The organism is Bacillus sp. FSL E2-8868 (genome assembly GCF_038005505.1).
GTDB classification, from domain to species: domain Bacteria; phylum Bacillota; class Bacilli; order Bacillales; family Bacillaceae_G; genus Bacillus_A; species Bacillus_A mycoides.
Genome location: NZ_JBBOTI010000001.1, coordinates 1737742 through 1751980 on the forward strand (window position 1 = coordinate 1737742; position 14239 = coordinate 1751980).

At 36.7% G+C, this 14239-nt stretch carries 11 protein-coding genes; 8 read left to right on the plus strand and 3 right to left on the minus strand.

Annotated features, from left to right (window positions below; translation table 11 throughout):
• Window positions 1–35: 35 nt before the first annotated feature.
• Window positions 36–1538 (minus strand): malate:quinone oxidoreductase, encoded by a 1503-nt coding sequence (locus NSS74_RS09065; RefSeq protein WP_002142270.1) that lies wholly within the window; start codon window positions 1536–1538, stop codon window positions 36–38.
• Between the two features lie 420 nt (window positions 1539–1958).
• On the opposite strand from NSS74_RS09065, the gene NSS74_RS09070 reads away from it, so the two are divergent.
• From NSS74_RS09070 to NSS74_RS09095, 6 genes are all read left to right on the plus strand, one after another.
• Window positions 1959–3005: a DUF2332 domain-containing protein gene (locus NSS74_RS09070; protein ID WP_002142269.1), complete on the plus strand. Its 1047-nt coding sequence runs from the start codon at window positions 1959–1961 to the stop codon at window positions 3003–3005.
• 363 nt (window positions 3006–3368) lie between these two features.
• Window positions 3369–5108, plus strand: coding sequence for a sigma-54-dependent Fis family transcriptional regulator (locus NSS74_RS09075; protein ID WP_002032827.1), 1740 nt, complete (start codon window positions 3369–3371; stop codon window positions 5106–5108).
• 256 nt (window positions 5109–5364) lie between these two features.
• Window positions 5365–6969, plus strand: a complete 1605-nt coding sequence (locus NSS74_RS09080; RefSeq protein ID WP_002142268.1) for an ATP-dependent acyl-CoA ligase — start codon at window positions 5365–5367, stop codon at window positions 6967–6969.
• 65 nt (window positions 6970–7034) lie between these two features.
• Window positions 7035–7826 (plus strand): enoyl-CoA hydratase, encoded by a 792-nt coding sequence (locus tag NSS74_RS09085; RefSeq protein ID WP_002142267.1) that lies wholly within the window; start codon window positions 7035–7037, stop codon window positions 7824–7826.
• 111 nt (window positions 7827–7937) lie between these two features.
• Window positions 7938–9374 (plus strand): GntP family permease, encoded by a 1437-nt coding sequence (locus NSS74_RS09090; RefSeq protein ID WP_002168153.1) that lies wholly within the window; start codon window positions 7938–7940, stop codon window positions 9372–9374.
• Between the two features lie 554 nt (window positions 9375–9928).
• On the plus strand, window positions 9929–10474 hold the full coding sequence (locus NSS74_RS09095) for an NADPH-dependent FMN reductase (RefSeq protein ID WP_340813440.1): 546 nt from the start codon (window positions 9929–9931) through the stop codon (window positions 10472–10474).
• A 99-nt stretch (window positions 10475–10573) separates the two neighbouring features.
• Here NSS74_RS09095 and NSS74_RS09100 read toward each other — a convergent pair whose 3' ends face one another.
• Both NSS74_RS09100 and NSS74_RS09105 read right to left on the minus strand, forming a co-directional pair.
• On the minus strand, window positions 10574–11059 hold the full coding sequence (locus NSS74_RS09100) for a GNAT family N-acetyltransferase (protein ID WP_256485744.1): 486 nt from the start codon (window positions 11057–11059) through the stop codon (window positions 10574–10576).
• A 52-nt stretch (window positions 11060–11111) separates the two neighbouring features.
• Window positions 11112–11492 carry a VOC family protein gene (locus NSS74_RS09105; protein ID WP_033709223.1) on the minus strand — a complete coding sequence of 127 codons (381 nt, stop codon included), beginning with the start codon at window positions 11490–11492 and terminating at the stop codon, window positions 11112–11114.
• A gap of 260 nt (window positions 11493–11752) precedes the next feature.
• On the opposite strand from NSS74_RS09105, the gene NSS74_RS09110 reads away from it, so the two are divergent.
• Complete coding sequence (locus tag NSS74_RS09110) at window positions 11753–12244, plus strand: hypothetical protein (RefSeq protein ID WP_002032812.1); 492 nt, start codon at window positions 11753–11755, stop codon at window positions 12242–12244.
• A gap of 216 nt (window positions 12245–12460) precedes the next feature.
• Window positions 12461–13903, plus strand: coding sequence for a cell wall-binding protein EntB (gene entB, locus NSS74_RS09115; protein ID WP_340813442.1), 1443 nt, complete (start codon window positions 12461–12463; stop codon window positions 13901–13903).
• Window positions 13904–14239: the final 336 nt, after the last annotated feature.

A 14239-nucleotide genomic window follows, 5' to 3' on the forward strand; every position in this document is an offset into this window, starting at 1 on the left:
GACGTTTTTATTATGTCGTTTTTTTAATCTATTCATTAATTGTGAACAGCTTCTTTTTCATTTAACCCAAGTGTGCGTCCTGTTGAAGCGTGAAGCTCTTGGAACAGTCTTGGATTTTCCGTAAGTGACACGCCGTAAGAAGGGACCATTTCTTTTATCTTTGGCTCCCATTCTAGTATACGTTCTGGGAAGCATTTTTCTAATACTTCAAGCATAACGTGAACAGCAGTAGAAGCACCTGGAGAAGCGCCAAGTAACGCAGCGATTGATCCGTCATTTGCACTAACAACTTCTGTACCAAATTGAAGTGTTCCTTTACCACCTGCATCAGTATCTTTAATTACCTGCACACGTTGTCCAGCAACGACAGTATCCCAATCTTCACTTTTAGCGTTCGGAATAAACTCACGTAATTCTTCCATACGCTTTTCGTGTGATAACATAACTTGTTGGATTAAGTATTTTGTTAATCCCATTTCTTTTACACCGGCGGCTAACATCGTTAAGACGTTATTCGGTTTTACAGAACCAATTAAATCAAGGTTTGAGCCAGTTTTTAAGAATTTAGGTGAGAAGCCTGCAAATGGTCCAAACAGTAAAGCTTTTTTATTGTCTATATATCTCGTATCAAGGTGAGGTACAGACATTGGTGGAGCACCAACTTTAGCTTTTCCGTATACTTTTGCATGATGCTGCTCTACAATTTTTTGGTTTTTACATACCATAAATAGTCCACTTACTGGGAATCCTCCAATATGTTTTGACTCAGGAATACCAGTCTTTTGAAGTAGAGGTAGACTACCGCCACCGCCGCCGATAAAGACGAATTTTGCAGTATGATGTTCGATTTTGCCACTATTCATATCATGTACTTTTACTTCCCACAAACCATTCTTCGTGCGTTTAATATTTTCAACACTATGTTTGTAGTTTAGCTCAACATTTTTAGTTTTTAAGTAATCAAATAACATGCGCGTTAACGCACCGAAGTTAACATCTGTTCCAGAGTCAATTTTCGTTGCAGCCATAGCTTCATTAGAATTACGACCTTCCATAATGAGTGGAAGCCATTTTTTTAATGTGTCAGGTGCATCAGAAAATTCCATTCCTTGGAATAGAGCGTTTTTTGAAAGCGCTTCAAAACGTTTTTTTAGAAACTCTACATTTTTTTCCCCTTGCACCAAACTCATATGAGGTAGTGGCATAATAAAATCTTGTGGATTACGAATTAAGTTTCTTTTTACAAGATAAGCCCAAAATTGTCTTGAAAGTTGAAATTGCTCATTTACTTTTACAGCTTTACCAATATCTATAGACCCGTCAGATTTTTCGGATGTATAGTTAAGCTCACATAGCGCAGAATGTCCTGTACCAGCATTATTCCATTCGTTAGAACTTTCTTCTCCGGCATTAGCGAGTTTTTCAAATACTTTAATTTCCCATTCAGGTGCCAATTCTTTAAGTAATGATCCTAACGTTGCGCTCATAATTCCTGCGCCAATTAAGATAACGTCTGTTTTTTGCTGCATGTTGCTCATGATAATCTCTCCATCCCCTATATTGGCAAAAAAGAGTAGGTGTTTTTATATCTAAGCCGTAAAAAGAAAACACCGCCTAGGCCCCACCTAGGTACTTACCTTTTTTGTCTCAATTATATAACCATCTCATAGTCTATTATAATAATTAATAGACTAAAATATCTAGTGTTATCTGATAATTTTAAACTATTTAACGTTTTATTTCATAGAATTCTTCTGTCATAAGGGTAAAAAGCATAGTAGTAAAGCGGAATTTGGAGAAGAATTCCATTTTGATGTTATGTCAAAAAAACTTCTATTTTTATGTTTTATCTTTGGAAACTAGTAAAATTCTATTTTCGTGACATCTAATTTGAAAAAATAGAGTAAATAACAAATAAATGATAAGATTATTCTGAAAATAATCAAGGAGGGATACCAATGCTTACAAAAGAACAAGTCGCAAACTTATTTCGAAATTTTTCAATCAAGGAATGTAAAGGATCAAGTGATTTATACGAATACTTATCAATGAAGATTTCTGAAGATGAGGAAGTGCTTACACTATCTTCCTACGCTCAAGTAGGACAACCAATCCCAAACTTATTATTAGGTGCAGTACATTATTTATTGCTAAAAGGGAAAGACCATCATTTAAAAACGTATTATAGTAGCTTAGTTGAAAATGCTAAAACAAATTTAGATAAAGCTTTTGAACAATTTAAAGATTTCTGTAATGAGTACCGAGAAGAAATCATTACTTTATTACAAACGAAACTCGTTCAAACGAATGAAGTAAGACGATGTGCATACTTATACCCAAGTTTCTGCTATATATTTAACAAAGTGAATAAACCGTTAGTGGTAATTGAAATTGGTACAAGTTCTGGATTACAACTGTTCTGGGACCAATATAGCTATTCGTACGGAACAGATGAAACATATGGAAATATAAATTCGAATGTACATTTAACCTCTGAAATAAGAGGGGAGAATGTGCCCCGTTTTCTAAAACAAAGTCCACCTGTCGTAGAAAGAATCGGGCTTGATTTACATGTGAATGATTTACATAATGAGGAAGATTATTTATGGCTACGTGCACTAATTTGGCCAGAGCATAAAGAAAGACTTGAACTGTTCGATCAAGCAGCATCTTTAGTTAAAAATGAATCCGTCCGATTAATAGAAGGAGACGGTGTAGAGCTGTTGCCATTTATTATTGAACAAATAAGTGAAGATGCTGTTATCTGCATTTTCCATACACACGTCGCAAATCAAATACCTAAGCAAGTAAAACATGCGCTAGAAAAACAAATTAAAGAAATCGGTGCAAAACGTGATGTATTCCACCTATATAACAATATGTGGGACCGGGACCTTCATATTGATTATTATATTAACGGAAACGAATATTGTGAAACTGTTGGGGAAACGGAAGGGCATGGGAGATGGTTTAGTTGGGGATTGGGGGATAAGAAGCTATGCTAAAGTAAATCTAATAATTATGGGTTTCATCACCAAAATTCGTAATTAAAATAGCTGATGGAAGACACTCCATCAACTGTTTTTTACTTTTCATAAAACTCATTAGGTATCTAAGGTAAGCGTCAAATATTCCTCACCTACAAGTTGTAAATAGCCCATGAGATTCATCTTCTTACATCCAAGGATTTAAAGAAATTGGATTATTAAAACCTGACAGGTGTCAAAAAAGAACCTACCGGTTAATCAGCTATATTACTGGTTCAAGAAATTATTACTTCAAACGGAAGAGCCGAAGGAAAGTAAATGTTTAAAATGAATATATAATACATGCGAGAAAGAGCACAATTTGATAGGGGGGGCTTCCAAATGCATATGGATGAAAGAATGAATTTGCAGTTAACAGGCCAGGCTCTTCAGGTAATGAATAACGGAATTGCTGTCATAAGTCATGATGGAATCATCACATTCAGCAACCAACCATTCTGCAGCATGTTACATAAAAAAGAAAATGAAATAATAGGTAAGCATATATCAACGATTATTCCTGATCGTAAAAAGCTAGTAGTGAATCAAAATGATAGTTTGTACAAGTACGAGTGTAAGGTGGGCAACCAAGTATTGATTATAAATGAATCCCGTGTATATCAGAGCGGGAAAGAAGATGGATCAATTGCCATTTTGGAAAACAAGGAAAAAAGTATACAGTCCTTGGAAAGTATCATCAGTCGGTATGAAAATGCCTTGAATTTACTGTCGGAGTGTATTCTAGGGGTAAATGAACAAGGGATTGTCAATTTTTTAAGTGGTTCTTATGCACAATTTTTAGGGATTGATGATCCAAAGGAAGCGATAGGTAAGCATTGTACGGAGGTTGTTGAGAATACGAGGATGCATATTATCGTGAAGACGGGACAGGTGGAAATTGGGCATATCCAGCGTATAAGTAATCGGAATATTATCGCAACTCGTATACCTATTGTTAAGGACGGTGAGGTTATTGGTGCGATTGGTAAAATTATGTTTCATGATATACAGCAGTTTAAAGCTTTGGGGGATCAGATTAGTGCAATGGAATCAAAGTTATCTTACTATCAAACTGAATTACAGCGGTTGCAAGAAGGTAGGTTGTCCTTTCAAAGTATTATAGGAGAGAGTGCGAAAATGAAAGAAGTTAAAACGATGGCCTTGAAGGTTTCTAAAAGTCGGTCTACCGTTTTGATAAGAGGAGAGAGCGGTACAGGGAAGGAGCTCTTTGCGCATGCGGTACATCGTGCAAGTCCGCGTGCTAGGGGTTCATTTATTCGTTTGAATTGTGCTGCGATTCCGAGGGATCTTTTGGAGGCTGAATTATTTGGATACGAAGAGGGGGCTTTTACAGGAGCGAAAAAAGGTGGTAAGCCTGGGAAGATTGAGTTGGCCCATAAGGGAACGTTGTTTTTAGATGAGATCGGTGATATGTCTTTGGACATGCAGGTGAAGTTGCTGCGTGTGTTGCAAGAGAAAGAGATTGAAAGAATTGGTGGTACGAAAATTCAAAAGATTGATGTCCGTTTCATTGCGGCGACACATCGAAATCTTCGTGAAATGGTGCAAAGAGGGGAATTTAGGGAGGATTTATATTATAGGTTGAATGTGTTTGCGATCGATATTCCTCCGTTACGAGAGAGAAAGGAAGATATGATACATATAATGGAATTTTTAATTCGGAAATTGAATGGGGAGCTGGGTAGTAGCGTTCTTTCATTGGATGAGAGAGTAAGGAATATATTCATGGAGCATGATTGGCCAGGCAATATTAGGGAGCTAGAGAATGTGTTAGAACGAGCGATGAATGTTATAGAAGGAATGATTATTCAAGTGCATCATCTTCCTGTATATTTGCGGAAAAAAGATTTGGAAGAAGAGTTATATCATGAAATATTTGCGGTGGATCAAGAGAAGAATGAGATGAGTTATTCACTGCAGGAGGAAGTGGAATCGGCTGAAAAACGGGCGATTACAAGGGCTTTGGAAAAGACAGCTGGAAATATAAAAGAGGCAGCCAAGCTTTTAGGGATTCATCGGGCTAGCTTATATCGTAAAATAGAAAAATATGGAATTTCGTGAAAGGAAGCAAAGGGCAAACAGGCCCTTTTTTTGTTTGGTTTGCAGTAATACATACTGTCTCTTTTTTGCGACACTTTCTTATAGATGCGACATGATCGTAATCATTTGTAGCGCAAATGCGACATGTGAAGGTGGACATGTAAGGGAGACTTGGGGTATGTCCCTGAAGGAATAAGGGAATAGAGAATGAGTCGATTTTTGGCATGTTTCTTGCTATATAAATAAAAAAGATTATAGCAAGAAGGGATGGAATTCAATGCTGGAAAATCACAGTTTGCCACATTTTATTATGCAAAGTATTGAAAAAACACCAAGTAAGGTCTATTTACAATTTGAAGAACAAAGAGTTACGTATGAGGAGCTCTATCATCGAATTACAAAAGCTGCAGCGGGATTTTGTGAGCTCGGTATTCAAAAAGGGGATAAGGTTTGTATTATGCTTCATAACGCTCCTGAATATCTGGATGTATGGTTTGCTTTATCTTTTATGGGAGCAATTGCGGTGCCTCTAAATGTGCATTTAAAAGGGGAAGGTTTGCAGTATATTTTATCTCACTCTGATTGCAAGCTGATTATCGTTGATAAGGAATTTGTTCCTCAAATTGCTTCTTGTTTGCCATTTATACAAAGGGACATTCAAATTGTCGTTTACGGAAATGATGAAAGCGCAATTATTTTGAACGATGGTAAAGAACCGCTGGTAATCGAATTGAAAGATGTACTGAATACAAATAATCATCACCTTCCAACTGAATTTGTTTCCTCCTCTTCTATTAACAGTATTCTTTATACCTCTGGAACGACTGGATTACCTAAAGGGGTCATGTTAAGTCATTCTGCCTATGTAAATTCTGCGCAGTCATTTGCCACCTATATGGTTGGCGCAAGTTCGAAAGATATTTTATTTACAGCGCTGCCGTTATTCCATATTAACGCCCAGGCCCATACAGTACTCGGTGCTATTTCTTCCAATGCGACAATTGCTCTTGGCAAGCGGTTTAGTGCTTCTGGATTTTGGGATGAAATTCGCGGTCATGGCGCAACCATTTTTAATTCTTTAGGATCTATGATTCCTATTCTCTGCAAGCAACCAGAAAAGGAAAACGATAATGAAAATTTTGTAAGGGTGACGGCTTGTGCTGCTACGCCTAAGGAATTTTGGAAGCCGTTTGAGGAGAGGTTTGGCGTCCAGATTGTAGAAGGTTACGGATTAACGGAAACGACGGGTTTTTGTGTAACGAATCCATTGAATGCCAATAAGCCGCCTTCTATTGGAAAGCCTTATTCTTACGTAGAGACGAAGATTGTCAATGAGGATGGAAATGAAGCGCGGACTGGTGAAATTGGAGAGATTTTTATACGTTCCTTACAGGGACAAGCATTCATGGAAGGCTACTATAAAATGCGGGATAAAACAGAGGAGGCGATGAATGAGGGATGGTTCCATACAGGAGATCGCGGTTATCTAGATGAGGAAGGTTACTTATATTTTTGCGATCGAATCAAACAGTGTATCCGGAGGCGTGGAGAAAACATCTCCTCTTGGGAAATCGAAAAAGTCGTGAATAATCACCCGAAAGTACTTGAATCAGCGGCCATCGGTGTTCCATCGGAAGTGGGAGAAGAGGATGTCAAATTATATGTGATTGTAAAGAAAGGAGAAACGATGTCCCATGAAGAGATTATAGATTGGTGTCAAGAACGTATGGCTTACTTCATGGTGCCGCGATATGTTCAGTTCAGTGAAACTTTCCCAAAAACCGCGACGGAACGGATTCAGAAGTTCAAGCTGAAGGAGGAAGGAATCAGTACTGCTTGGGATCGCGAACAGGTCGGCTATGTAATTAAAAGAACGAGTTGATGTGTTGAAGGGTAGTAAAACAGTTTGCTTTTTATCTCATTACATATTGGAAAGAAGGGATTTCATTGGAAAATAAGCGGGTTGTTACATGGGCGAAAGAAAAAGGAATCGCGACGATTATCATTGATAATCCTCCTGTGAATGTACTGAGCTGTGCTGTGGTTGAGCAACTGACGGTGGTGGTCGATGAAATCGAACGGGATGATGAAGTAATTGCTGTACTTCTAACTGGCGCTGGAGAAAAGGCCTTCGTTGCAGGAGGAGACATCAAGTCATTTCCGGAATGGATTGGGAAAGGGAATGAATATGCAGAGGGAAAATCATTGTGGCTTCAGAATCCATTAAATAAAATAGAAAGATTGTCGAAGCCTGTAATCGCTGCTATTAACGGATTAGCGCTTGGGGGCGGGTGTGAATTAGCCTTATCATGTGATTTACGGATTATAGAAGAACATGCCCAAATCGGACTTCCAGAGGTGAAGTTAGGATTGTTTCCAGGTGCGGGAGGCACGCAACGTTTGCCTCGATTAATAGGAACTGCAAGTGCGAAAGAAATGATGTTCACTGGTGAACCGTTCACTGCCGAGGTAGCTTGGCGAGTTGGTTTGGTGAATCATGTTGTTCCGCGTGGCGAAGCGCTGAATAAGGCGAAGGAACTAGCCGCGAAGATGGCTCGATTTTCCCTTCCTGCTTTATCTTTGATGAAGCAATCTATCAATAAGGGATTATCTTCTTCTCTTGAGGACGGGCTAAAAATAGAAGCTGAGAATTTCGGCCATGTATTTCAAACGAGTGATGTAAGAGAGGGAGTGGAGGCTTTTATAGAAAAGAGGGTACCGCTTTTTCATCATAAATAAAATAACAAAAAGTAATGCCTGCCTCTGGCAGGTGTTGCAATAATATATATAAATATAAAAGGGTGTAAAGTAAATTTAAGAGAATCTATTTTATTGAGGGGGAGTGAGGTTATGGATTTATTGATTGTATTGCTATCGCTTGGCTTGCTTATATTTGTAGCTTACCGAGGATTCTCAGTCATTTTATTCGCTCCGTTATGTGCTTTGTTGGCTGTATTTTTAACGGAACCGGCGAATGTTTTACCATTCTTTTCTAATGTTTTTATGGCGAAGATGGTCGGATTCATAAAATTATATTTTCCTGTATTTTTGCTTGGAGCGATATTCGGTAAAGTGGTAGAAATCACTGGAATAGCAGAAAAAATCGCGAAAATTATCATCCATTTTATAGGCGTGAAAAGAGCTATTCTTTCCATCGTGTTAATGGGAGCGATTCTTACATACAGTGGTGTCAGTTTATTTGTCGCAGTATTTGCGATTTATCCGTTTGCGGCGCAATTATTTCGCGAGGCGGATATTCCGAAACGTCTCATTCCAGCGACAATTGCATTCAGTGCATTCACGTTTTCGATGGATTCACTTCCTGGATCACCTCAAATCCAAAATGTTATTCCAACTACGTTCTTTAAAACAGATATTTATGCAGCTCCTACATTAGGGATTATCGGAGCACTGTTTATCTTTATATGTGGCATGCTGTATTTGGAAAGGTGTAGGAAGAAGGCTGCTGCTAAGGGAGAGGGGTACTTCGGAAAAGGCGGTGCCACTTCTGAACTGGCTGCCACAACTAGCGCACAATTGGTGCAAGCGCCTATTGTTTCCAGCGATGTTATTCCAGCTAGTTATTGGGTAGCTTTTCTTCCGCTTGTACTGGTCGGAGTGATGAATAAAGTCTTTACAGAATTCATCCCGGTTTGGTATACAAAGGGATTTGATTTTGCATCTATAGGTTTGAAGGAGTACGGAACGATTGATATGGGACAAGTCGTAGGTATTTGGTCAGTGGAAATGGCACTTCTTATCGGAATACTTGCTGCTATATTATTAAACTTCCAAGCGGTAAAAGAACAGTTTCAATCTATTACAAGCGTGGGCGTAAGTGGTTCAATCTTAGCTGCCATGAACACTGCAGCCGAGTATGGATTTGGTGCCGTTATAGCAGCTTTACCCGGATTTGTCATGATTCAAAATTCTTTGACAGGTACATTTTCAAACCCTTTAATTAGCGGAGCGGTCATGACGAATATTTTGTGCGGTCTGACGGGATCAGGTTCGGGTGGAATGAGTATTACATTAGGTTTAATGGCAGATAAATATATTGAAGCGGCAGCGAACTTTGATATTCCGTTAGATGTGCTTCATCGTGTAATTGCAATGGCAGCGGGAGGTATGGATACTCTCCCTCATAACGGAGCAGTTATAACTTTACTTGCAGTTACAGGATTAACACACCGAGAAGCTTATAAAGAGATTTTTGGTATTACGATAATTAAGACATTAGCCGTTTTCTTCGTTGTTGGAGTGTACATGATGTTTTCTATTGTATAGTAGGAAGGTTGATCGGCTGTTATAAATAACGCAGCCACCAAGTTAAGATTATGTATAATGGTAAACAGAAACAGCCATCATTCCATGAAACGATGGCTGTTTGTATGTTTTTAATGAATTTCACAAAAAACTTCAATTGTAGATTGGAATTGAACTATCCCAACCTTCACTTGGTCTAGAGGAGGAGGGCTTCTCGGTTAAAATGATAAAGTCGGTAAATTTACTTGTTACAACAATGCTCTTCTACTCATCCATTGCGTCATAACCCACTTTTCACCTTTGATAACAGGTGCAGCAACTACAAGCAAATCCTCACATTGGACCCCAGCTGGCCAACATTCATAATAGTCGTGAAAACCATTTACAAACATGATTTGTCCGTTCTCAAATAGGATAACAAATATGGAGTTTCCTTACCTATTTTATAAAAGGTTAAAAATAAACCATAATATTATTATGTAAATAAAATTGATGAATGTACAGCCTGTTAAATAGTTCAATATTTTTGATTTTTCTATGGCTGCATAAGTATGATGTTTGTAGGAGGGGATCATATGAGTATACACAAAAAAATCATAGCGATTTCAGGAAGTATTAGGGAAGGATCATCCAACACAAACATATTAAAAACTTTAGCAGCATTTATTCCAGAAGGTATAGATTACACTATTTATAATGGGATAGAGGAACTACCTCATTTTAATCCGGATGTAGATCGAGTTGGAGCACCGGTTGTTATTGAAGAATTTCGAAAGATATTAAGTGAAGCACATGCACTTATTATTTGTACACCAGAGTACGCAAAAAGTATTCCAGGAGTTTTGAAGAATGCATTAGAATGGCTTGTTTCATCAGCGGAACTTTATAAAAAGCCAGTTGCTATTATAACAGCTTCACCGTCGATTGCTGGAGGGGATAAAGCTCATGAATCATTATTACTTACGCTAGGTATGCTAGATACAATTGTCGTTCAAAATGGTTCGCTATTAATCCCATCTGTGCGCACTAAATTTAGTGATGATGCAAAAATAACAGATGAGGATACAAAGAAAGCTCTTATCTCTTTAGTTCAAAGTGTAGTAGACGAGATAAAGAAATAATGATTTAGTTCGTATTAAAGTGAAAATGGACTTTTATAATAATAAAAGATAAAAGCAATGCTACGGCTAGTTCAAATGTAGCATTGCTTTTTTATATATTTAAATATATGTACTCAAAATCTCCCCAGGTAATCCATCAATCTCGCAAACTTTTTCAGATGTAAAACCAACGTTTAGTAAAATCTTCCGAGAGGGGGTATTGCTCGGATCGATAATTGCCTTTAGTACGTTTACATCTGTCTGCTTCGCTATATTTATTAATTCCTTTGCAATTGCACTACCATATCTTTTTCCCCAGTGCTCTGGCAAAATCATATACCCAATTTCAGCTTCTTTTACATGATCTTCATTCACTGTTACATGTCCAAGGCCGATAAATTCATTTGTTGCACTGTCATAAACTTTATAAGACCCAAACAGTTTATGCTTTTCATTGCGCCTTAACAATTTTTCATAGTCGTTTTGTGCCTCTTTTAGCGGAATAGCACGCTCTGTAATTTGTGCCATCACTCTTTCATTTGATACGAGCTGGAAATATGGACTAAAATCTGTTGCTTCAAATTTTTTGAAATGCAGTTTATGCATAGGGTTCCTCCAAACGAATTTTTATTAGTTCTTCAGAAAAGATAAACGATAGTTAAATAGTGATCTCTATTTGATTGCCTTCCGGATCACTAATTACACTTTCGTAATAGCCATCTCCAGTGAAACGGGGTCCATTTAATAAAGGAGAACCAGCTTCTTTTAACGTTTTTGTTAGTTCATTTACACGTTCTTCACTTTCAACTGAGAATGCCATATGTGCATAACCAGTAATATTAAGGTTAGGCTCATTTTCTATACCTTTTTTACGCATAAGTTCAAGCCTTGCTCCAGATTCGAACGTAATAAAATAAGATTCAAATTGCTTTGCTTCGTTATGATATAAAGAGTTTGCTTTACCGTTAAAGTACTTAGTATAGAAAGTACGCATTAATTCTAAATCATTTACCCAAATTGCTATATGTTCGATTTTCATTCGTTTCACCAATCCATTCTTTATGTAAATTAAAAAATATGTACTCTGTAATAATTAGCGAAATTCAACAACACTAATTAGATGTTCACTTTATTAAATTTGCATGCATATTGCAAGAAATAAGAATGGACGTTAGGAAAAAGCGGATTGTAATGAAAATTTTTATTAATGGTATTAGATAATTTTTAAGTCATAACATGCATACAATGTCTAATTAAGTGAATTACGTACGTCAAAATTTCAAATAAGGAGGGACATTTGTGGGGCAATTTGAACAAATGGTGATTGTCGGTATTTCCATGTCATTTATACTGTCTATTATGATATTAGGGTCTACATATTATAATCCTCGCCTTTGGTTAAATGATTATCCGAAAGATATTCAAAAAGTAGTATTGCCAAAATCGATAAATGAAAAAAAACAAACATTTTATTTCGGAATTATTTACAATATTATTCTCTTCGGAACGCCTTTAGTTTCTACATATATACTACATCACCATGGGAAATTATTGTATATTGAAGCCTATTTACATACTTTTGGGATTGTAATGATTTTCAATTTAGTAGATTTATTAATAATCGATTGGCTTATATTTTGCTGGATTACTCCAAGATTTGCTGTTATTCCTAGTACTGAGGGAATGAAAGGATATAAAGACTATAAGTTTCACTTAAGAGGTGCAATAGCTGGAACGCCATTTTTAGCAATTGTAAGTTTATTTTTGGCTGGAATTGCGACAACTATCTAGTGTGAAGTAGAAGGTCATGAAGAGTTTATAGAAGATAAGTAGATTTATAATGTATAGAATTAGAAATGAAAATTTGATAATATTGGAGTAGGAAGTTTTAAAAACAGTATATTAAGTGGTATTAATATACTGTTACAAATGTTTTGATACTCTGTGGAACCCCCTAATTTTATGGAAGGATTTCATAGAATTCAAAAAAATGTAATGGAGGCTATTATGAAAAAAATAATTGGCGCAGCAACAGCAACAGTTCTTGGATTGGGGGCTTTTACCACATCTGCTATCGCAGAAACTATCGTAACAGCGGATGTACTCAACGTACGTGAAAAGCCAACTACGGAATCAAAAGTTGTCGAAAAAGTAAAAGAAGGACAAAAGTTAAAGGTCATACATACTGAAGAAGGATGGTCAAAAATTGATTTAAATGGTAAAGAATTGTTTGTAAGTTCGGAGTATACAAAAGATATTTATCATGTAACAGCAAACCTATTAAATGTACGTACTGAAGCAAACACAGAATCAGAAATTCTTGGCAGACTGAAACAAGATGATGTAATTGAATCAACACATCAAGTAAAAGATGGATGGCTGCAATTTGAGTATAAAGGAAAAACAGCCTATGCAAATGTTTCTTTCCTATCAAGTACAGCACCAATTGAAAAGAAAGCTGAAGAGAAAACGAAGCGAGTAGCGAAAGTACAAAAGAAAGTACAAAAAGCAGTTAAAGCAAAGGAAGAAGTAAAAACGCAGAAAGAAGTAAAAGTACAAGAAATAGCAAAAGCGAAAGAAACAACAAAAGAGCAGAAAGAAGTGAAGGTAAAAGAAATAGCAAAGCCTAAAGAAGAAGCGAAAGTAACAGAGAGAGTAAAAGTTAAGGAAGAAACGAAAGCAGAAGAAATAGTAAAGCCTAAAGAAGAAGCAAAAGTAACAGAGAGAGTAAAAGTTAAGGAAGAAACGAAAGCAGAAGAAATAGTAAAGCCTAAAGAAGAAGCAAAAGTAAAAGAAATAGAAAAAGAAGAAGCGAAAGCGCAAGAAATAGCAAAAGCTAAGGAAGAAGCGCAAGCACGAGAAATAGAAAAAGCAAAAGAAGAAGCAAAAGCGCAGGAAATAGCAAAGGCTAAGGAAGAAGCAAAAGCACGAGAAATAGAAAAAGCAAAAGAAGAAGCAAGAGCGCAAGAAATAGCAAAAGCTAAGGAAGAAGCGCAAGCACGAGAAATAGAAAAAGCAAAAGAAGAAGCAAAAGTGCAGGAAATAGCAAAGGCTAAGGAAGAAGCGCAAGCACGAGAAATAGAAAAAGCGAAAGCAAAAGAAGCAACAAAGACACAAGAAGTATCTAAAAATAACAAACAGTCTGCTAAACGTGAATTAACGGTAGTAGCGACAGCATATACTGCTGATCCAAGTGAAAATGGTACATATGGTGGACGCGTTTTAACTGCGATGGGTCATGATTTAACGGCAAATCCTAATATGAGAATTATCGCAGTAGATCCGAAGGTAATTCCATTAGGATCTAAAGTATGGGTAGAAGGTTATGGAGAAGCTATTGCTGGTGATACTGGTAGTGCTATTAAAGGAAATCGTATTGATGTTTTAATGGGTTCAAAAAGTAAAGCTATGAACTGGGGAAGGCAAACTGTTAAAGTAAAAGTTTTATAATAATTATAGTTATCCAAATAGAAGTCAGTTCTCTAATATTGAGACTGGCTTTTGTTTTTGAGTTAGTGTAATTCATTGGAAAACTTTGTTGATCTGACATAGGATTTTTAAGGGATGTGTTGCTAAATCTGCACCAAAACTTAAATTAAACATGAAACTTGTATTATGTCTATAAAATACAAATATATTAAGAACGAGCTGAGTTTTAATTTTTATTTAAGTGAGTTTGTGGTTTGGTGTGGAACTGAAATTTATCGGGAAATACAGAATACTAGTATGATGGCAATGAAGAGTTAACGTATAATGAAATATACAAATAAAACCGATTAAATCATT